Here is a 20790-nt window from a genome sequence, read left to right as displayed (position 1 = left end):
AGGAGGCATGGAGCCTAAACCTATTCACTCGTAAGGCGAATAGGTTTCAAGCACGTTATATATTGAAGTATCAACAGGTTCCTGATATTCCGGTCTTGGTCCGCGTGGCAAGCCACTGTAGAGGGCAGGTCTACTTATCGATGTTAAGGGAATTATCAGAACTAAGTCCCCACCTATCGCCACAAAACAAGAAAAGCATATTTACATGAGCCCTTAGTGTTGGCCGCGGTTTCACTCTCCCTCAGGCCGTCCCTGTTGGGAAAATTTCCCATCGTCTGCTTGAACAGCTTGTCCCCCGTCAAGCTCAGACATATCGAGAAATCACCGCAAAGTACATAAGTAGATTACCGAAAATAAAAAAGGCAGGGCCAATTTGGCCCTGCCTTTACTTTACTTTATTAAACCTAACTCGGCTTACTTCTTGAATTTCCTCCGCAATCCTGCAAGTCCAAATAGCCCAGAACCCAGAAGGAATATGGTGGCCGGCTCAGGGATGGGAGGAGGCCCCCCTCCGCTCAGATCCGCAACCAAATTATCCATGGCAAGGGCGTTATTAAACAGGCTGAAATTATTACCGGCTTCGGAAAGGCTAGCTGCTGCGCCTATGCGAAGTTCGGTAAAGTCATTGGGATCATTGAAACCCACAACAGTACCTTTCCCTACCGTGAAGGTGCCAAGGCCGGTCAGTATACTATTGTCATAGATCTCCCACCGTATGTAAGCATCTGAATCAGAGCTCCAACCGCTACCCACATAAAATTCCAGACCGAAGAGTTGTGCCCCATCGGTTGATTTTATCGAGATGTAATCATAGACACCGCCGGATGGATAGAAAAAACCATTTGAGAAACCTGGATGGCTGGGAGGAATGGATGGGAAATAGGCGCCGGAGTGATAATCGACATATGCATAGTTTGTCGTTGAAATCCTAAGATTATCCTCAGCATACCCATCTAAGCTCGTATAGGTCACGATCGAGTCGAACTCTGCACTTCGATCTATTGTTGAGACTGAGGAGCCCGTCCCGATTGTCTGAGTCGGTAAGGCAAAGACAGGAGAGACTGCCAAAAAGAAGAGAACGATTACTGATACTGAAATGACCTTTAAACTTTTCATTTTAACCCCCTTATCTTGCTATATACAAACTTATATTACAAATTCTGTGCCATTTTTTGCTATTTATGAAGATAACCTAAAAACTACTTATCTATCAATATGTTATGCGTTTTTAATATATTATTGTATTAATTTTCGTATTCTCAAAAAGAGAAAATATTTTCTCTTTTTGAGAAATCTTCTTCCCTCTCCGAGGGAAGAAGATTTCCACTTTTTTAATATGGCGAAAATAGGTATTGATTCCGACTTTCGTGGGAAAGCTGTAGCAGAAGAAATGATCAGAATACTCTGCTTAAAACACCGTTCTCTATGCACGGAAAAGGCCTGGGCTGATTTACCTGGATGGTCAGTCTAAGCCCTGGCCATTATAGGCAATAGACTAAGGCGCTATTTCAGGCCCTCTGTCTCTTCGTGCAATCTTTTAAAGAAGTTCACCATAAAACGGTGGCGGCCGCGCGCCAGGCGTTCACCCTCTGCGGTAAGCATGCGGCTGTGGACCTTTTTCAACTTGACGCTAAATTCCCGAAAGGCCGTATCTTCTATACTGTAGGGCTTGGTCTGCAAGATATCTGCTTGAGAGTTGTGAAGCCTGGCGCCGATCTCGCCGGCAAAAAGAAAGGAGCGGCCTATGCCTACCGCCCCAATGGAGTCAAGTTTATCTGCATCAAAGAGTACACTGGCCTCAAGGGTTTGAGGCTTATTATGGCCTCGAAAGCGGTGGGTAGCGATACAATGCGTAACCGCTTTTATCAGGTCTTCATTATGGGTATGCTTCCGTAAAACCTCTGCGGACATTTCTGCGCCGCACGCGGCATGACAAATACCTCCATTGCTTTTCGTCTCGGCCTCCCGTCCAATGTCGTGCAGAATAGCCGCTAATTTCAGGACATGGAGATCAGCCCCCTCCCTCTCTCCGATATGCACGGCCAGGGTATAGACACGCTCCACATGATCCCAGGCATGGCTCCGGCTGCCATTTTTATAGATCTGCCGGGCCTCGTCTCTAATCTTTTTTTCTAATTGTTTAAAATTTTGGATTTTGGTCATTTGGTATTGTTTAGGATTTCGCGCTTCGGGTTTCGAATTTTCCTCTCTTGCGTGCTCTGCGGCCTCTGCGATCTCTGCGGTGAATAGTTACTTAAAATCCGGCGAAGTATTTACCCTGAAAGCCGCCCCTTTCCTTGAGGGCAGTTTTTATGGCATTTATCGTACCCATCTTATCCCTGGCCCAGAGCGGAGCCACCAACTCCTCCGGCCTGGGGTCGCCGGTTAAACGCTGGATAACCACATCCGGAGGTATCAATTCCAGGACAGCGCAGACCAAGTCCACGTATTCCTGCTGCGCAAGGGGGGTATATTCGCCTCTTTTAAAAAGATTTTCCATCCCGCTCCCTTTGACCACGTAGAGGAGGTGGATTTTTAACCCCTGGATGTCCAGCCCCGCGACCAGCCGCGCTGTTTCAAGCATATCCTCTTTTGTCTCTCCCGGCAACCCCAGGATAATGTGCACGCAAACAGGAAGTCCCGCCTTCTTCGTCCTATCCACGGCCTGCAAAAAATCGGCTACCGTATGCCCCCGATTGATAAACTCAAGGGTCCGGTCATGGGCGGATTGAAGGCCATATTCCATCCACACCAGATACTTCTCCTGATAGGAGGCAAGAAGGGCCAGGATATCGTTACTGATGCAATCCGGCCTGGTGCCGACAGCCAGGCCAACGATATCTGCATCAAAAAGGGCTTCCTCATATCTCTGTTTAAGAACAGGAATGGGCGCATACGTATTGGAAAAGGACTGGAAATAGGCAATAAATTTCCCGGCCCCATATCGCCGGCCCAGAAATGATTTGGCCTGCCGGATCTGTTCGGAAATGGACACGCCCTGCCTGAAAGCGCCGGTACCGGAACCATAGGCATTACAGTAAATACAGCCTTGCGTCGATTTCGTGCCGTCCCGGTTAGGACAGGTAAAACCAGCATCTATAGGTATTTTCTGGACCCGGCATCCATAAAGGCCGCGCAGGTAATGGTTAAGGTCGTTATAGAGCCTGTCTTCAGCCATTAACCGTTAGTCCCCTTGTAATAATTCACCGCAAAGGCGCAAAATACAAGGTATTACCGAGGGACTTCCCCTGCATTTTTATGGAAGCCGTTGTTCCTGAGCGAAACTTGCTGGAGCAGTGGGGCACCCTTCGGGGGCGAGCAGGAAGGGGAAAGCCAGTCCGTTAGAGGCTGGAAGGGGCAAGCATTCCCCGCCTGCGAGTCCCGAAAGGGTCACTGCGCAAGCCGTGAAGCGAAGGAATGACGGTTTCCTATCTTATCATTCCAGGTCTTCCTTCGCGCCCTTTGCGCCTTTGCGGTGAGATCCTTCCTTTAAACGCGCCGTCACCCATTCTAGTGCCTCGTCCCGGGTACTTACCCGGCCCTCGACCTGGGCGTCCTCCATCTCCTCCATCAAGACCTTGAAAAAAGGACCCGGCTCAAGATGAAAGATGTTTATCAAATCATGGCCGGTTATAAGCCGCGGACGGGTAAGAAGCGGTTTTACCTTCTCCTTATAGAAAGTAAGCGTGGTCTCGAAAAGCTGCACCAGCAAGGCCTCGCAATCATCCGGCTTGGCCGGCCCAATGCCGGCCAGACTATCGGCCATAGCCAGGACAAACAATCCGGTAAGCTCGTCTCCCGCCTCCCGGATCAAACGCCTCAGGGCCCGCGGGGTCACCTCCCCCGACCTTAAGACATTTACCAGATGAAAGGGACGCATATGGAGATAGATCAGCTTCTCCACAAACTCAAGGTGCTTGTGGCTCCATTTAAGCCTCCGGGCAAAATTGGCAAATATAGCCGCGCCGACCTGATCGTGGTTGTAAAAGGTGGATTTTTCGCCGTTCTCCTCCGCTGTCTTTGGTTTTCCTATATCATGAAAAAGCGCCGCCCATTTCAGGAGGACAGATTTTGCGTCGTGTCGCAGATATTCCTCTATTTCTCCCTTGTACTTATCAGGAAAATAATCTGCCGGATTAGCCTCGATTTTTTCTATATAGTAAAGGGTGAGAAAGGAATGGCCATAAACATCCAGATGATGGTAGCCATATTGCTGTACGCCGTACATGTCCTCTATTTCCGGGCAGATAGTCGAGAAAAGCCCGTCTTCAGCCATCCATCGCAAGGCGGGATAACTATTTTTTGCGCCCAACAGGGCGTTCAATTCATAGGCTATGCGCTCTACAGAAGTATTTTTGATGAGCGCCCCGTATCTTCCTGTCATTTCACGGGATGCGGGATCTATTTTAAAGTCAAGGGCAGCGGCAAAGCGGTAGGCCCTCAGCATACGCAAAGGGTCATCTATTATGCCCTGCCCGCTTATGAAACGGATCAGTCTGCCTTCAATGTCTGCATGCCCGCCCACCGGATCAATAAGGGTCAAGGGGGCCTTAAGCTCATCGCCAGCAAAGCAAACGGCCATGGCATTTATGGTCAGGTCGCGCAGGCTTAGGTCTTCCTCCAGGGTCCGGCTCCCCTTGCGAAATTCCGCAAAGTCTATCTGATAACCCGCGAAGACCACCCGGGCCACCTTCTCAACATCGTCCAGAAGGATAAAGGCGCCGTGCACGATTTCCGCAAAATTCTGCGCCAGCGCCGGCGCATCTCTGGAAACCGTAAGATCAATATCCTTTACCTCCCGGCCGAGAATCACGTCCCGGATAGTGCCGCCCGCCACGCAAATCTTGATCCCTTCACGCGCGCACCTGTGCACGAATCCCAGGACCTCCGGCGGCAAAAAACTCCGGACATCAAGCCTTAAAAAATCAGCCATGAAATACTTTTAACAGGTAGCAGGGGGTTTTTCAAGAAAATCGACAAACCCAGGTCACGAGATTAAAACAAGGAATTGAGAAATCGTAACAATTTAGCGTTTTGAGAATGCATGATAAAAAGTGCAAAGAAACATATCAAATCTGGAACTCAGAAACTCAGGGAAGTGCAAACCCAAATAAAGAGGGCCTATCTTTTCCTGATTTCCTGGGTTCCAGATTAATAGCTTTTTTTGAATGTAGGACGGTTTCAAACACCTAAAGTGTTATGAGAAATCAAATTCGATTTTTGGAACAAACCCCTGATACGGATCAGTGATCCTCCGCCGGTAGGAAGGCAAAAATCGCCAATCGGAATGGATAACTCAGACTTGTTACTTATTCTTTTTGGCCTCTTTATCTTGACCGCAGTCACCACTGCACTCGGAATCGCGCGGAGCCCGGAAGCTTACGGATGATATGGGCATCTCACACAAAGCGCCGCCCAGATAATCCCAGACCTGCCAGCAACGTTCCACACGCGGACAAAATCGACAGTAATAATAGTCGGACATCTTCTTTCTCCTCAACGATGGCAAAAATAATCAAAATAGTCAGAGAGTTCCCCTGCCTCTCCGCAGAACCTTTTCATGCCCTCATCCGGCAAATGCCCCTTATTATCAAGAAAGACCCTTAGCTCCTCGTCCATGAGGTCCGGCCAGGCCAGCATATACAGGTTATAAATCGTTCCTCCTTTTTCCATCACCATTTTCCTGTCGCCCATTTTATTGCTATCATGTCGATTCATAACCGCACCTCCCCCTTGAGTCCGGCTTTTCATCTCTTCTTACTTTTCTTATCGGCAATTGAATCTTTACGCTAAAATATCTAGTTATTACAACGGCAGTTAAATATATAAACTTGCCAAATCCCCCCATCCCTCCTTTTCTAAAGGGGGGTGAGGGGGGATTTAGGCTTTTTAATTGCCGGGGTAATAAATGGAATGATTTTGTAAGTTAGGGTATAATAGATACAAAATTTATCGAACCTTTGTAGTCTATACATGAAGGTATCTATGGCATCAAATACCTTAAGCAAGACGGAAAAATGAAAAACCCTTTCGCAATACTCGGCATAACACCACAGATTGTGGCACGCATGGATGATGAAGCCCTCTATAACCTGGTCAGGGCCTGCTACCGCGCCCTGCAACAGGCCCACCATCCGGACAAACTGCGAAGGCAGACAGAAAGCGCCCGCCGGAAAAGCACAGAACGGGCTGCTGAAATCAATCTGGCCTATGAAAAGCTCAACTGGGCAAAAGACCCTAATTTATTTCTTCTGCATAAAGAACGATATCTAAAGGCCCCACGGCGGGAAGAGAAAAAACTCCGGGACATGCAGGCTATTTTGGAAACGGTCATAGGCAAACAAAGAGAAATGGCCGATAGTTTCTGGCAATATCTCGGATATAGCGAAGAACAGGCCGCCCGAAGTGATGCCTGCTCATGCCTTAAGATGCCTGCAAGTATTACTCTCGGCATCATTGATGTAGCTATGAGGCAAAACGTGCGTTCAGAAGGCTGGGCGACTGGATTAGGGTATAAGGAAATAAGATTTGATGAAAACAGCCAGATGTATTACCGGCTTTCCCGTCAAAGGAAGTTCACAGCGGTCAACTTTATTAAACTCATCGGGACTATTGCTAAAGACAAGATAGACATCGACGCCCTCTTAGAAAAGAAGCCGCTCAAGGGGGTCTTATACATCCAAACCCAGACGCCGGTTAAACGGAGTAAAAGCAGCAAATATCTTGAGGTCCTGAACACCATACCTATTTCCGAATTCAAATGGCATTGTCTGCCTTTTCTAAGGCCGGATATAGTCGAAGGACGCTATCTCTTTTCCATCCACCGAAAGCCATCTGCCCTGGACAAGGTATTTCTGGAAGGTATTGTCAGCCGGATAAGTAAACCCTAGCTCGTATCCATCCGGAAACCATGCTCACCCCATTGTAGGAGCACCTTCCAGGTGCGAACAGATGCCCGTCGCAGCAGGATGCTGCTCCTACGGCGGCGGCAGGCTGTAAGGAGTATCCCGTGCCGGCTCTAATGAGCGGTAGATTTTGGTACGCGGTTCAGGAAGTTAGCCCAATCGGCTGCCGTATATACATCCATCCCTTTCAACTGAACGCCTATCCTGTACAGGTAATCATCTTTTTTTACCCAGGCCACCCTACCCTTTGCCTTTATTGGTACGTGCGCATCGATGGCCATATCCAGGGGCATGCCTATCTCACAGGGATCAATGCTTTTAATCAGCAGACCGCTCAGGCTGACGTCGTGGGCATACTCTTTGAAAAATTTTTTGCCGTCAGAGTAGGTAATAGGAAGAAAGGTTGGAATGCGTTCGTATTTTCTTCTTTCTTTTTCCGAATTCATGCGCGACACTCCTTTTGCTGTTGCGGCAGGGTCCTGGTATCCACTTCGTGGCGCCCTTGGTTGAGCGTCATATATTCTTATCGTACTTTTTCAGAATATATTCAATGGATTTTTACGTGGATAGAGATTGAAATAATAAGGCTACCCGGTCAAAGCGGCATCAATGAGTTAATACCGTTATCGACAGGATGCAGAAGAGAATTTAGCAGACGTGGCGGATTGAAACGCCGCCGCTGATTAGGGCGTCCATCGATGCCGGGGCAAGCATTCCCCGCCTGCGAATCCCGATAGGGTCACCGCGGAAGCCATGAAGCGAAGGAATGAAGGATTCCATTTCTGAAATGAAATATCCTAATAAAAATCAATATGTTAAATAAAATCCGTTAATATTTTTGGGGGAAGTCCAGGTTTCTTATCGATGCTTGTCGCGGTAAAACGCCTCGATACTCTGCACCATGCTGTCGATGGTGTATTCCTGAGGCATGACCTGGGTCTGAATACCAAATTTTTGTGCTGTCTCCGCGGTGACCGGCCCGATGCAGGCGATGTCAACTCCTTCCAAGAGGGAGACAATCCGGTCGCTTCCCAGCATCTCCACAAAATTGCTGACAGTAGATGAACTGGTAAAGGTCGCCATATCGATTTCTCCAGCTTTCAGGAGCTTGACCAAGGCCTCAGCCTCTTCCGCCTCCGGTTTGACCGTCTTGTAGGCCGGCACTACTTTAACCTTGGCGCCGGCTTCCGCTAACTTCTCCGGCAATATCTCTCTCGCAACCTCCGCCCGGGGGATAAGCACTTTTTTACCGGCTATACCCAGGGCCTTCAGACCTTCAATAATACCCTCAGCCCGGTATTCGGAAGGGACAAAATCCAGTTTAAGGTAGAGGTCTTCCAGCATCTCGGCTGTCCTGGGGCCGATAGCAGCCACCTTGCACGCGCTCAGAGAACGAAGGTCACCGCCGGTAGCCTTTAACCTCAGCAAAAAATTCTTGACGCCGTTAACGCTCGTAAAGATGACCCAGTCAAATTCTTTAATGTCCTTTATGGCCTTATCCAGCGGCTCCCAGCTATCGGGAGGGACAATGCGGATAGTGGGGAATTCCTCGCAGGCCGCCCCTAACTCTTCCAGCCTTCGCACCAAGTCACTGGCCTGTTCCCGCGTACGGGTAACCACGATACGTCTTCCAAAAAGTGGCTTGTTTTCAAACCAGGAAAGAGATTCCCGTAAACCTACCACCTCGCCCACTACGGTTATGGCCGGGGGTTTCAGGCCCTTTTCCTTAACCAACTGCACGATATCTAAAAGGCGTCCCACGACCGTCTCCTGTTTCAGAGTCGTACCCCAGCGGATGACTGCGCAGGGCGTCTCAGGAGACCTCCCATTCGCAACGAGATTTTCTACAATATGGGAGAGGTTTTTGACCCCCATAAAAAAAACGAGTGTCCCTATGCCGGTAGCAATCTTATCCCAGGCAATGCCGCTTCCCTCTTTGGTCGGGTCCTCATGCCCGGTAATGAAGGCCACGTTTGTGGTATAGCGGCGGTGGGTTAGCGGTATGCCCGCATAGGCAGCCGCAGCAATGCCCGAAGTCACGCCCGGGATCACCTCAAACGGCACCCCGGCCTCAAACAACTCCTCGGCCTCTTCTCCACCCCGGCCAAAGATAAAGGGATCTCCGCCCTTAAGACGCACCACCCGTTTCCCTTCTCTGGCACGCTCCACAATAAGTTGGTTAATGTCTCCCTGCGCCATAGTATGGCAGCCGCCCTTTTTCCCCACATAGATGCGCTCCGCCTCTTCCGGGACATAGTCAAGATGGCGTTTACTGGCCAGGTAGTCATATATGACCACCTCGGCCTCACCCAGGACCTCTCTGGCCTTGACCGTAATCAGGCCCGGATCGCCCGGCCCGGCCCCTACCAGAAATACCTTTCCGCTCTTCTTCATTTGAGTACAGGACATCGTTATTTTTCCATTAATTCTCAGAGTTCATCCGGAAACTACCGTCTTCGGATTCACGCATTCAGCCATCAGCATTTTTGCTATCCGTTAACCGTTAACCGTTGTCCGACATTTTCTTTCAGTAAACGGTCAACAGTCAACGGTGAACCGGCTTCATGCTGACTGCTCCGTCCGGAATTTTTGGATTTCCGGGTAAAAACTAATTCAGAGTTCGTTTATATACCTCTTCCAGCACCTGCCGTGCGCCCATATCCAAAATATCCTCGGCCAGGACCGTTCCCAGCCCTTCCGGATCACTTAGCGAGCCGATCATGTCCTTTTTAAAAAAGCGCACGCCTGAAGGGTCGGCCACGATACCGCGCAGGCTAAGCCGCCCATCCAGTATCTCTCCAAAGGCCCCGATCGGCACCTGACAGCCGCCCTCAAGCCTTTTTAGATACGCTCGTTCAGCCCGCACAGTTATTGCCGTTTCGATATGATTCAAGAAAGAAATGGCCTCCAGGAGGTCTTTATCTTCACGACGGAGTTCAATACCGAGCGCCCCCTGCCCAATAGCCGGCAGCATAATCTCAACCGGCAGATATTCAGTAATCACGTCTTTAATGCCCATACGATTGATACCAGCCGCGGCCACAATTACCGCGTGCAGGGACTCTGTCTTTAGTTTCCGTATACGCGTATCCAGGTTCCCCCGGAGTGAAATGATCTCAAAATCTCCCCGATGGGCCAGGAGTTGGGCGCTGCGTCGCAGGCTGCTCGTGCCGATCCGGGCCTTTAAAGGAAGGCCGTCGAGTTTTTCTCCCCCTTGAGTAATAAGCACGTCACGGGGGTCTTCCCTTTTTGTTGTGATGCCGATATGAAGTTCATCCGGCAAATCCGTAGGGACATCCTTCATACTGTGCACAGCCAGATCAATCTCGCCCCGTAAAAGGGCTTCTTCAATCTCCTTGACAAAAAGACCCTTTCCACCGACCTTGGCCAGAGGAACGTCCAATATTTTATCTCCCTGAGTGGTTATCTTAACCAGGGAGACCCGGGAATCCGGCAATCTGGCCTCGATCTCATTCTTAACCCATGTAGATTGGGTCATGGCCAGGGCGCTGCCCCGGGTTCCGATGCGTATGTTTTTCAGGTCAAAAGGCATATTCAAGGTCCTTATCTTAATCGGGCAAAAAACATAAAAAACCGGCAGTCCCCGCCTCAGGAAGGCTGCCGGAATATGTTCAATATTAATGACACGTGCTGCACGATTTGCTGGAGCAGCTTGTACAGCTGCTTGAGCCGGCCGTGCCGGTAAACTTGCTCCCGCTTTTAAAGGCGCAGGAGGACATCAGCTTCTCTAAATGGGCGCTATGACACTTGGGGCAATCAATCCGGTCTGATTTACTGAGCACTAAGGTCTCAAAGTCTTTTCCACAGTCCAGACAGTGAAATTCAAAGATAGGCATTCCTTACTCCTTCTAAAGATTATCAAACTTGATCAATTCGTAAAAAAGCCTTTTCACCGCTGAGCACGCAGAGTGCGCAGAGAAAAACTGTAAACTATTCAATATGTTATCTCAGCGTTCTCGGCGATCTCTGCGGTAAAATTTTACTTTTTACGAGTTCATCAAACTTAGCTTATCTGCAATTCTTCCAGTATGGCCGCAGCCAGGAGCGGCACCATAATCTCGTGGTGTCCGACCAGACAATAACCCTGGCCGCCATCCATTGTGGGCCGGGAAACCACATTAGTCATGGGCCGGTAATGGCGGATAAAGTCCATATTCACGGTTGTAAACTGTTTCACCTCGTGGCCGAGGTTCCGGGCCACACTAAGGGCCTTTAAAAAGACCTCCGGGAGGATTACCGCTGAACCGATATTAAAATATACCCCGCCATCCAGCATAGCCACTAAACTGCAAAAAACCCTAAAGTCATGGAGACTGGTCTTCCCTATAGCTGCGCCGTCGGCCTTTGGATGCATATGGATGATATCAGCGCCGATTGCCACGTGAACCGTCAGCGGGATATCCAGTCTGGCTGCTGTGGCCAGCAAACTCAGGTGGGCGTAAGGTAAGCCGCTTTCCAATATCCTTCTGCCCACTGCTTCACCAAGCCCCAGACCTTCCTCTGCCCCCCGGGTTATAGCCTCGTTTAGAAAACCAGCCGTTTCCTCAGCCATGCCAAAATCGCCGCCGCCCAGCGCCACAGCCACATCCTCGGAGGTCCGGCCTACCATGGCTATTTCTGTGTCGTGGATAATACAGGCCCCGTTTACGGCCAGACCGGAAACAACGCCCTTTTCCATAAGGGCGATCAGGATGGGATTCAGGCCCACCTTTATAACATGGGCGCCCATCCCAATAAGGACGGGTCTGCCGTTACGAACCGCCTCTGCCACCCTTTTTACAATGGCGCGCAAGTCACTGCCTGCCAAGATATCGGGCAATGACTGCAAAAAATCAGAGAACCGGGCCCCGGGAGGCAAGACCCGGCCAAAATGTTCCCGGGAAACCTTGCTCTCTCTTTCTTTGAGACTATAGGTCTTGATCTTTCCAGTGTCAATCGGCCTAATTTTTTGTTTCATACCTTAAGTCCGGCCCGATGTAGAGATGATAAAACGGCTAATTTATGCAGACGAACGTTGATGAATTCGTAAAGAAGCCTTTTCACCGCAGAGCACGCAGAGGCCGCAGAGAAAAAATATAAACTATTCGATATGTTATCTCCGCGTTCTCTGCGACCTCTGCGGTAATTTGTTACTTTTTACGAAGCCGTCAACGTTGGAAAAGGATATAATCCACCAGCTCACAGAGAATGTGCCCGAACAGACCATGCGCCTCCTGCACGCGCGGTACCCGGTCAGAAGAGACGACAAATGCCAGGTCAGACATCCCGGCTATCCTGCCGCCATCCTTCCCGGCCAGGGCCACGGTTTTAATCCCCATCTCTCCGGACACTTCCAGTCCCTTGACTACGTTGGGCGAATTACCGCTGGTGCTGATACCCAGGGCAATATCTCCTTTGCGACCAAGGGCCCTTACCTGCTTGGCAAATACCTCGCTATAGTCATAATCATTACTGATACTGGTCAAAATCGATGTATCGGTGGTTAAGGCTAAGGCGGGCAGGGGCGGTCTTTCGATCATAAAGCGGTTGACAAACTCTGCGGCTATATGCTGGGCATCAGCCGCACTGCCGCCATTGCCGAAGATAAGCAGTTTCCCGCCGCGGCCGAAGGCCTCTGCAATCCACACGGCCAATTCTTTAATTCGATCGGCATGGTCCAGGATAAATTTTTCCTTTATTCTCAGGGAATCCTGTAAACTCCGCCGGATAATATGATCCACCTGCTACCCCCTGTAAACCGGGATCAAGATAATATTTTTATCTATGCCTGTCAACGTTAATGTCCTGATTTCCAAGTAAAATGGCCTAGATACTTCAGCCGCCCCCTCTATTGCAGCCCGCTACTTTTAATATTAAATGCGCTGACCCATGACTGTGAAAAATAAAAAAGATTATCTTGCTGTTTTTTTTGTTGAAATCCTAATGTAGATGTGATATTTGTCCCAGCAATCTTTAATTATAAAGATATAGGCTGCTTTTTAGCGAATACTCCGGCTTAAGGTAAGTACACATAGGGCCACCAAGGTTAGCAGGCTAACCAAATTAATAATAATTAAGGGGGAGAATAAATTATGACCAAAGCGGAATTAGTTGCAAAAGTAGCCGAAGAAGTGGGGATAAAAAAGGTAGAAGCAGAAAAGGCCATTAATACTCTTCTTGGCGCCGTCAAAGAAGTCCTCAAAAAAGAAGGCAGAATGGCGCTTACCGGTTTCGGCACCTTTAGTGTCTCCAAACGTAAGGCCAGGACAGGGCGCAATCCTCAAACCGGTCAGCCGATCAAGATTAAGGCGTCCAAGGTGGTCAAGTTCAGGCCCGGGAAAGACCTGAAAGGCCATATAAAGTAATAAGATCCGTTATCAATAACTTGTATAAAAACCAGGCCATCCGCCTTAGGGATGGCCTGGTTTTTTATGGCCTTGACAATACAGGACAAGCGCAATAAGTATGTTTAATTGCCATGGAATCAATGCGGGAAAAAATTTTACACGGTCTCGAAAAGAAAATTTCCTATATTTTTAAAGATAAAATGCTCCTGAATCAGGCCCTTGTACATCGCTCATACAGCTATGAACAGACATCAAAACCGGCAAACAACGAATGTCTTGAATTTCTGGGGGATGCCGTACTGGGGTTGGCCGTCGGTCATCTCCTTTTTGTTAAATATCCGGATTACGAAGAAGGCACCCTGTCCCAGTTAAAGGCCAACATGGTCAGTGAAAACAGCCTCTCCCAATTGGCCAAAAAATTAAACCTGGGGAAGTTTCTGCTATTGGGCAAAGGCGAAGAATTATCCGGAGGTCGCGCTAAAAATTCCATATTGGCCGATACCTATGAGGCGCTCCTGGCTGCTATCTATCTTGACGGCGGACTGGAACCGGTACACAATCTGGTAAAAAAACATTTTCTGCCGTTTCTCCCCGCGTCAATCAGCAGAAGATCTCTGCTGGATTTTAAGAGCCAGCTGCAGGAATATACACAGGAGGAATTCAAGGCGATACCGGAATATGTCGTATTGAAAGAATCAGGGCCCGAACATCAGAAAAGGTTTGCCATAGGCGTTAAACTTAACGGGGGAATATTGGCCCGTGGAATGGGCAAAAATAAGAAAGCGGCCGAACAAAAGGCCGCCCAGAACGCCCTGAAAAAACTCGCAGCCGTCAAAATTAAAGATCTCGCAAAAAGTCAATGAATCCGTATATCATACCCATCTTCATCTCTCACCAGGGATGCCCCCAAAAATGCATCTTCTGTAATCAGCCCAACATAACCGGCCAGGATATCTCACCCATAACGGCAAAATGGGTGGCATCTACTATTGAAGAAGGGCTGAACAGGAAAAGAAAGGCGCAAAGGACAGAGACCCAGGTAGCCTTTTACGGCGGGACATTCACCGGCCTGGATACCGCCCTTCAAGAAGAAACCCTCTCTGTGGTGCTGCCTTTCTGGGAAGAAAAAAAAGTCCATTCTGTCCGCCTTTCCACAAGACCTGATTATATCAATACGGAAGAGATCACGCTGCTCAGGAAATACCCGGTAAAGACCGTGGAACTGGGCATCCAATCCATGAATGACGCCGTACTGGACAGGACGCGCCGCGGACACACCTCCCGGGACAATCTACGGGCCGTTCGAATGCTTAAGGAGGCTGGATTCCAGGTGGGGGCACAGATTATGATCGGCTTGCCCGGCGAAGACCGCAGGGAAATCCTCGGCGCCCTCGAACCACTCTTCGCTCATAAGCCGGACTTCATGCGTATCTATCCTACGCTGGTCTTAAGGGGGACGGTCTTAGCCGACCTTTACCAAAAAGGAGAATACCATCCGCTTACGCTCGAGGAAGCTGTAGAGATATGCCGGGATATATTCATCCTTGGCCGGGAAAGAGGCATTGCCGTCATCCGCATGGGTCTCCAGGCAGACGCCGGTCTGGAGAAGAATCTTATCGCCGGCCCTTATCATCCGGCATTCGGTCAGATAGTCAGGGCTGAAGTCTTTAAAAATGACTTGATGAAAAAATTAGAGCCTTTTCGCGGTTCGGATGAAGTCGGGATATGGATCGCGCCGTCTGACGTTTCCTTGTTGACCGGCTTTAAAAAACGCGTCCTTGCTGACCTGCAAAAAAAAAGCGCCATACGGTCATTGAAGGTATGGACCGATCAGAGTCTTGGCCGGGGGGATTTCCATGTCACACGAGGTTAAAGATTTCAAGTCCGGATATGTGGCCATTATTGGCGCCCCCAATGTAGGTAAATCCACGCTCCTTAACCGGTTTTTAGGGCAAAAGACGGCCATAGTCTCTCCCCGCCCCCAGACGACACGAAACAGGATATTAGGAATCCTGACCCAATCGGAATATCAGATTATCTTCCTGGATACACCGGGTATCCACAAGGCCAAAAATGTCCTGGGCGAATTCATGGTGAAGGCTGCCGTAGATACCTTGCGCGAGGTTGACGTCGTCCTCCTGACCGTAGATGCCGGTCTCCATCCATTTGGTAATGATACGGCGCTGGTTATCGAAAAGCTGCACAATATCCCTACCCCCGTCATCCTGGCTATCAACAAGATAGACCTGATAAAAAAGGAAACCCTTTTGCCGTTAATTGCGCAGTATAAAGATATTTATGACTTCAAGGCCATTGTTCCCGTATCCGCTCTGACCGGAGAGGGCGTGGATCTCCTGTTGACGGATATGCTTACACTCATACCGGCCGGAGTTCCTTATTATCCGGCGGACATGATTACCGATCAGCCGGAACGCTTTATTGCCGCTGAGATTATCCGCGAAAAAATATTTCTCTTGACCGGCCAGGAAATTCCCTATGCCACGGCAGTAATTATTGATGAATTCAAGGAAAATGCCGAAAAACAGATCACATCCATCTCCGCTACAATTTATGTGGAGAAGGATTCACAGAAAGGTATCGTGATCGGTAAGGGCGGCAGCCTGCTTAAGAAAATTGGTGAGTCCGCCCGCAGGGAGATAGAGGTTATGGTCGGCACAAAGGTCTTCCTCAGGCTGTGGGTCAAGATACGCAAAGGCTGGGCAAAGAGTCCGGAGATTATCAAGCAACTAGGATACTAATGGTCCAAAAAATGACTGCCATAATACTGGCCGGCGGGAAAAGTGAGCGGATGAAAGAAAATAAGGCCCTGCTGGCGCTGGAAGGCAGGCCTATTATAGGTCACATCTGTGAGGTTCTGAAAGACATATTCGATGAGTTAATCGTGGTGACCAACCACCCATGCGCTTATTCCTTTCTAGGCGTTAAGGTAGTAACCGACCTCATAAAAGGAAAAGGCCCTTTGGGCGGACTTTACACCGGTCTTTTTTATGCCGCCTCGTCCCATGCCTTTGTTGTGGCCTGTGACATGCCCTTTTTGAAGAAAGAGGTCATTGATTACATCCTGAAGCAGACAAGTCCAAAACGGGATGTCATTGTACCGCTTATCTCCGGTGGTTATGAGCCGCTCCATGCCGTATATGCCCGAAGATGTCTCGATTACATTCATGAAGACCTTATCGCCGACCAGCTTAAGACTACCGGTTTTTATAACCGGGTTAGAATAAAAACCATAACCGGGGCGGAGTTATCTGAAATCGATCCGGAGATGCGTTCCTGTATTAATATTAATACACCTGAAGACTGGGTAAAAGCACAATGAGGCGCCTTATGGCAACTTGTTATAAAAAGTACATAACCTACGCGCCTGTCGTGTCCTTTTCGACACAGGTGGCCGTAACCAGAAGAACAGTTTTATGGAAGCTATAGAAAAAACACCCGGAAAGCTATCACATAACAATTTGAAATAACGGCAAATAATTATCAGGGGCCATCTTAACTAACATAGGCACGAGTATTGCATATACACTGAGTAACTTTTATTAGAAAGGGTTTACTTTGTCACCTTATCAGCATACCATAACTCAAGAAGTAAGATGTTCAGGAATAGGCCTGCATAACGGATTAGAGGTTAATCTAATCATTAAACCTGCTCCGGCTAATACCGGGATTATCTTCAGACGCACCGACCTGCCGGGCAAGCCATCAGTTCCCGCTCATTACAAGCATATAACAGACACAACCCTGGCCACTACATTGGGCGTGGGAGATGCCAGTGTGGCTACTGTGGAACACCTTATGGCGGCCTTTATGGGTATGGGAATAGATAATGCGCTCGTCGAGATAGACGGCCCGGAGGTTCCCAGTCTGGATGGAAGCGCCGCGCCATTTGTCCTTATGCTGAATAAGGCCAGGCCGGTCAAACAAAGAGAAAAAAGGGTATATATTAAGATAACCGAACCTATCCAGGTTCGTTGTGAAGATAAAACTCTATCTATATATCCGGACGACTCCCTGAAGATCACATACAGCATTGATTTTAATCATCCCCTTATACAACAGCAATCTTATAGCATGGCCTTCTCAGAAGAGACGTTCTGCCAGGAAATTGCAAATGCCCGGACCTTCGGTTTCCTGTACGAAGTCCAAAATCTTAAGGAAAACGGCTTTGCCTTAGGAGGCTCTCTCGACAATGCTATCGTCATGGACGACTCTTCTATTCTCAACGAAGGCGGCCTGAGATTTGAGAACGAGTTTGTCCGTCACAAGATCCTGGACTTACTTGGAGATATAGCGCTCCTCGGCAAGCCGATCCTGGGACACATTGTAGTCCATAAATCCGGACATGCGCTACACCACCGCCTGCTTCAGAAAATAGCCATGCAAACGGGACGCTGGGTCGAGTGTGCGGGGTTTCTTGGGCAACACAATCCGCAACCCGGTGTGGGGTATGTCAATGTAGTCGCCCCTGCGGCCCCATTCTAGTCTGTCCGACTAAGCAAGCACTCTCCGTAAATCATCGGTAAATAACCCTCGGGAATAGGTACGCGCTTACTCCAGGGCAGTTTTTGGTTGACAATCGCCTGCTTACCCTTTAATTAGTGTTCATCCGGAAACGCGAGATTTCCGGATGGAGCGGTCAGCAGTCAGCTATCAGCTTTCAGCTTAAGACGTTGTTTGTCTTATTTTTTGCTGACGGCTGAACGCTGATCGCTGAAAGCTTTCATTCGGAAACGATAGTTTCCGGATGAAAACTAATCAGTCACCGATGTGGAAAACAGAAAGGTTCAGACGTGGTTAAGCTCAATTTTGCCAAGGGCAACGGGTTATTGCCCGCTATTGCCCAGGATTACAAGACGGGCGAAGTTCTGATGCTCGCCTATATGAATGAAGATGCCTGGCAAAAGACCCTGGAGACCGGAAAGGTCCATTACTTCAGCCGCACCCGTCAGGAGCTGTGGCTTAAGGGCAAAAGCTCCGGTCATGTCCAGGCAGTAAAAGAAATCTATGTTGACTGTGACGAGGATACCATACTGGTCAAGGTGGATCAGCTTGGCGGCGCGGCCTGCCACACCGGGTACAGGAGCTGTTTCTATCGGAAGGTAGAAGACAACGAATTGAAGATAGCAGGAGAAAAGGTATTTGATCCCAAGGAGGTTTATAAGTCTTGAAAAAACTAAGGCTGGGCATACCCAAGGGCAGCCTGGAAAAGGCCACCCTTGAATTATTCGCCAGGTCCGGGTGGAAGATCTCGCTTAATTCCCGCAGCTATTTCCCGGAGATAGATGATGAACACATTGAATGTCACATCTGCCGGGCGCAGGAGATGTCCCGTTACGTGGAAAACGGCACCCTGGACGCCGGCCTTACCGGCAAGGACTGGATACTGGAAAATGGTTCGCAGATTACGGTGGTAGATGATCTGGTCTATTCCAAGGTAAGCAACCGCCCTACCCGCTGGGTCCTGGCAGTGCCGGTAAACTCGCCCATTAAGAAACTGGAGGACCTCGCCGGCAAGAAAATAGCTACAGAATTGGTCAACTTTACGAAACGCTATTTTGCGGAAAGGGATATCCCCGTCCAGGTTGAATTCTCCTGGGGAGCTACCGAGGCCAAGGTGGTGTCGGGATTAGCTGACGCTATCGTAGAGGTTACCGAGACCGGCAGCACCATAAAGGCGCATGGCCTCCACATCATCCACGAATTCATGCAGTCCAATACCCAACTTATCGCCAATAACGAATCCTGGCAGGACGAATGGAAAAGGGAAAAGATACAGCAGATCGCCTTGCTGTTAAAAGGCGCCCTGCTGGCCTACAAAATGGTCGGCATTAAGATGAATGTCCCTGAAGAAAAATTAGAAGTGGTCATTGGCTTACTCCCCAGTCTCAACGCGCCGACGATAGCCCATCTTTACCAATCTCAGTGGTATTCGGTGGAGACCGTCGTTGAAGAGAAAACGGTCAGAGACCTTATCCCCAAACTCCTCAGGGCCGGAGCGGAAGGGATTATAGAATACTCCCTGAATAAGGTGATATAATGGCTATGCCCCGGCAAAGAATAGGGCTGCGGTTTTCTTTACTCATCCTGCTTACCCTGACGTTCGTATCCTGCGCTGAAGACATGGCTATACGCCAGAAAAAGACCATGATACACCTGAGGCTGAGCGATACCTACCTGAGCGAGGGAAATCTTCCGGCCGCCCTGGGAGAGGCATTAACCGCTTACAATCTGGACCAGGAAAACCCGGCCGTACATAATATACTTGGGCGCGTCCACACTACACGCGCCGATTATGACAAGGCTATTGAGCACTTTAATCAGGCCATAAAGCTAAAACCAGACTTCTCAGAGGCTTACAATAACCTGGGGACCGTTTATCTGACGCTGGAAGACTGGGATAAGGCTATTCAGCAGTTCAACCTGGCCTTATCCAACCCTCTCTATCTTACCCCTCAATTCGCATATAACAACATGGGCTGGGCGTACTATCGTAAAAAGGAATACGACAAGGCCATCCATAATTACAACCTGGCGCTTCGGTTTTCCCCGCGCTACGAGAGCGCCTTTAATAACCTTGGCATAGTCTATATGGAGCAAGATGATCTGGAAAAGGCCATAGACGCCTTTCAACAGGCCGTAAATTATTTCCCTTCGTATGCCGAGGCCCATTATCACCTGGGCGAGGCCTATCTACGTCAACATAAGGAAATACAGGCCCTGGCCGCCTTTGAAGAGGTGGTCCGGTTATCCCCGGACAGCGCATGGGGCAGGCAGGCGCGCAAGACCATGGCAGAGTTAAAATAGGCCCTCATCCCAATAAATAGCCAAGGCTTAGTCACCCGGTATCATTATGCATGTCCATTCTGTTGATTTTCTGAAAAGTGTCTATAAGTTACCCCAGCTACCGGACGCGGACCGCCCTGAGGTGGCCTTCGCGGGACGGTCTAACGTCGGCAAATCCTCATTTATAAACACCCTGGTAGGCCGGAAAAAACTGGCCCAGACCAGCAAGGACCCCGGCCGCACACAATCCATCAACTTTTATCTTCTGAACAACGCCTTTTATTTTGTTGACTTACCCGGTTATGGCTACGCCCAGGTACCTATCTCTGTAAGGAAAAATTGGAGGGGCTTAATCGAGGGGTATCTTACGGAAAGGGCAACTCTGAAGGCAGTGGTAGTCATCTTCGATATCCGGAGGCTGCCCAATGAGGAAGACCTCTCTCTGCTTTCCTGGTTTGAATCGCACCGCATCCCCTATCTCATCGTCCTATCCAAGGCCGACAAGCTCTCCGGCAATAAAAAGCGGGAACAAATCTCCCGCATCGGGCAATTATTATCTGTAAAAGCTGAAGATATGATCCCCTTCTCCTCATTAACCGGGGCAGGAAAAGAGGCTACCTGGGAGAGATTGGATGAGCTTCTATCTCCGGTGCCGCTAAGCGTCTGAACGCTGAACGCATAGAATTCAAGACCAAACCAGACCTGGCCTCCTACCAATAAAGATGCCAATCCTG

General features: G+C 49.2%; 23 protein-coding genes. 11 read left to right on the top strand and 12 right to left on the bottom strand.

Going from position 1 to position 20790, the window contains the following annotated elements; genetic code table 11:
* Positions 1-414 precede the first annotated feature (414 nt).
* The 6 genes from RDU59_08575 to RDU59_08550 form a co-directional block, all read right to left on the bottom strand.
* Positions 415-1116: a PEP-CTERM sorting domain-containing protein gene (locus tag RDU59_08575; protein MDQ7838533.1), complete on the bottom strand. Its 702-nt coding sequence runs from the start codon at positions 1114-1116 to the stop codon at positions 415-417.
* Between the two features lie 387 nt (positions 1117-1503).
* A complete protein-coding gene (locus RDU59_08570; protein MDQ7838532.1) occupies positions 1504-2163 on the bottom strand; it encodes an HD domain-containing protein in 660 nt (219 codons plus the stop codon).
* A gap of 91 nt (positions 2164-2254) precedes the next feature.
* Complete coding sequence (locus RDU59_08565; protein ID MDQ7838531.1) at positions 2255-3178, bottom strand: TIGR01212 family radical SAM protein; 924 nt, start codon at positions 3176-3178, stop codon at positions 2255-2257.
* Positions 3179-3436: 258 nt separating this feature from the next.
* Positions 3437-4933, bottom strand: coding sequence for an HD domain-containing protein (locus tag RDU59_08560; GenBank protein MDQ7838530.1), 1497 nt, complete (start codon positions 4931-4933; stop codon positions 3437-3439).
* 372 nt (positions 4934-5305) lie between these two features.
* Positions 5306-5485 (bottom strand): hypothetical protein, encoded by a 180-nt coding sequence (locus RDU59_08555; GenBank protein ID MDQ7838529.1) that lies wholly within the window; start codon positions 5483-5485, stop codon positions 5306-5308.
* An 11-nt stretch (positions 5486-5496) separates the two neighbouring features.
* Positions 5497-5718, bottom strand: a complete 222-nt coding sequence (locus RDU59_08550; GenBank protein ID MDQ7838528.1) for a hypothetical protein — start codon at positions 5716-5718, stop codon at positions 5497-5499.
* A 299-nt stretch (positions 5719-6017) separates the two neighbouring features.
* On the opposite strand from RDU59_08550, the gene RDU59_08545 reads away from it, so the two are divergent.
* Positions 6018-6890, top strand: coding sequence for a hypothetical protein (locus tag RDU59_08545; protein ID MDQ7838527.1), 873 nt, complete (start codon positions 6018-6020; stop codon positions 6888-6890).
* A 128-nt stretch (positions 6891-7018) separates the two neighbouring features.
* Here RDU59_08545 and RDU59_08540 read toward each other — a convergent pair whose 3' ends face one another.
* The 6 genes from RDU59_08540 to RDU59_08515 all read right to left on the bottom strand — a co-directional run bounded on the left by RDU59_08540 (position 7019) and on the right by RDU59_08515 (position 12646).
* On the bottom strand, positions 7019-7351 hold the full coding sequence (locus RDU59_08540) for a PilZ domain-containing protein (GenBank protein ID MDQ7838526.1): 333 nt from the start codon (positions 7349-7351) through the stop codon (positions 7019-7021).
* A 412-nt stretch (positions 7352-7763) separates the two neighbouring features.
* Positions 7764-9314 (bottom strand): uroporphyrinogen-III C-methyltransferase, encoded by a 1551-nt coding sequence (gene cobA, locus RDU59_08535; protein MDQ7838525.1) that lies wholly within the window; start codon positions 9312-9314, stop codon positions 7764-7766.
* Positions 9315-9513: 199 nt separating this feature from the next.
* A complete protein-coding gene (hemC, locus tag RDU59_08530) occupies positions 9514-10458 on the bottom strand; it encodes a hydroxymethylbilane synthase (GenBank protein MDQ7838524.1) in 945 nt (314 codons plus the stop codon).
* 85 nt (positions 10459-10543) lie between these two features.
* Positions 10544-10762, bottom strand: coding sequence for a zinc ribbon domain-containing protein (locus RDU59_08525; GenBank protein ID MDQ7838523.1), 219 nt, complete (start codon positions 10760-10762; stop codon positions 10544-10546).
* Positions 10763-10929: 167 nt separating this feature from the next.
* The gene (locus RDU59_08520) at positions 10930-11883 is read right to left on the bottom strand and encodes a hypothetical protein (protein MDQ7838522.1); all 954 of its coding nucleotides are present in this window, start codon (positions 11881-11883) and stop codon (positions 10930-10932) included.
* A 190-nt stretch (positions 11884-12073) separates the two neighbouring features.
* Positions 12074-12646 (bottom strand): D-sedoheptulose 7-phosphate isomerase, encoded by a 573-nt coding sequence (locus tag RDU59_08515; protein MDQ7838521.1) that lies wholly within the window; start codon positions 12644-12646, stop codon positions 12074-12076.
* A gap of 351 nt (positions 12647-12997) precedes the next feature.
* Here RDU59_08515 and RDU59_08510 point away from each other — a divergent pair, with 351 nt between their 5' ends.
* The 10 genes from RDU59_08510 to yihA all read left to right on the top strand — a co-directional run bounded on the left by RDU59_08510 (position 12998) and on the right by yihA (position 20723).
* Entirely contained in the window at positions 12998-13270 is a 273-nt protein-coding gene (locus tag RDU59_08510; protein MDQ7838520.1) for an HU family DNA-binding protein, read from the top strand.
* A 113-nt stretch (positions 13271-13383) separates the two neighbouring features.
* Positions 13384-14115: a ribonuclease III gene (rnc, locus tag RDU59_08505; GenBank protein ID MDQ7838519.1), complete on the top strand. Its 732-nt coding sequence runs from the start codon at positions 13384-13386 to the stop codon at positions 14113-14115.
* A complete protein-coding gene (locus RDU59_08500; GenBank protein ID MDQ7838518.1) occupies positions 14112-15125 on the top strand; it encodes a radical SAM protein in 1014 nt (337 codons plus the stop codon). The genes rnc and RDU59_08500 overlap by 4 nt, the downstream gene beginning before the upstream one ends.
* Entirely contained in the window at positions 15109-16011 is a 903-nt protein-coding gene (era, locus tag RDU59_08495; GenBank protein MDQ7838517.1) for a GTPase Era, read from the top strand. The genes RDU59_08500 and era overlap by 17 nt, the downstream gene beginning before the upstream one ends.
* Before the next feature lie 11 nt (positions 16012-16022).
* Positions 16023-16592 (top strand): molybdenum cofactor guanylyltransferase, encoded by a 570-nt coding sequence (locus RDU59_08490; GenBank protein MDQ7838516.1) that lies wholly within the window; start codon positions 16023-16025, stop codon positions 16590-16592.
* Between the two features lie 236 nt (positions 16593-16828).
* Positions 16829-17755 (top strand): UDP-3-O-acyl-N-acetylglucosamine deacetylase, encoded by a 927-nt coding sequence (gene lpxC, locus RDU59_08485; GenBank protein ID MDQ7838515.1) that lies wholly within the window; start codon positions 16829-16831, stop codon positions 17753-17755.
* 308 nt (positions 17756-18063) lie between these two features.
* The gene (gene hisI, locus RDU59_08480; protein MDQ7838514.1) at positions 18064-18441 is read left to right on the top strand and encodes a phosphoribosyl-AMP cyclohydrolase; all 378 of its coding nucleotides are present in this window, start codon (positions 18064-18066) and stop codon (positions 18439-18441) included.
* Positions 18438-19310 carry an ATP phosphoribosyltransferase gene (hisG, locus tag RDU59_08475; GenBank protein ID MDQ7838513.1) on the top strand — a complete coding sequence of 291 codons (873 nt, stop codon included), beginning with the start codon at positions 18438-18440 and terminating at the stop codon, positions 19308-19310. Before hisI ends, hisG begins: the two co-directional genes overlap by 4 nt.
* A complete protein-coding gene (locus tag RDU59_08470) occupies positions 19310-20077 on the top strand; it encodes a tetratricopeptide repeat protein (protein ID MDQ7838512.1) in 768 nt (255 codons plus the stop codon). The genes hisG and RDU59_08470 overlap by 1 nt, the downstream gene beginning before the upstream one ends.
* 46 nt (positions 20078-20123) lie before the next feature.
* The gene (gene yihA, locus RDU59_08465) at positions 20124-20723 is read left to right on the top strand and encodes a ribosome biogenesis GTP-binding protein YihA/YsxC (protein ID MDQ7838511.1); all 600 of its coding nucleotides are present in this window, start codon (positions 20124-20126) and stop codon (positions 20721-20723) included.
* Positions 20724-20790: the final 67 nt, after the last annotated feature.

This window comes from Thermodesulfobacteriota bacterium, assembly GCA_031082315.1.
Classification (GTDB): Bacteria; Desulfobacterota; QYQD01; order QYQD01; family QYQD01; genus QYQD01.
The sequence above is the reverse complement of the archived record's forward strand: the minus strand, read 5'-3'. Positions and strand labels throughout refer to the sequence as shown.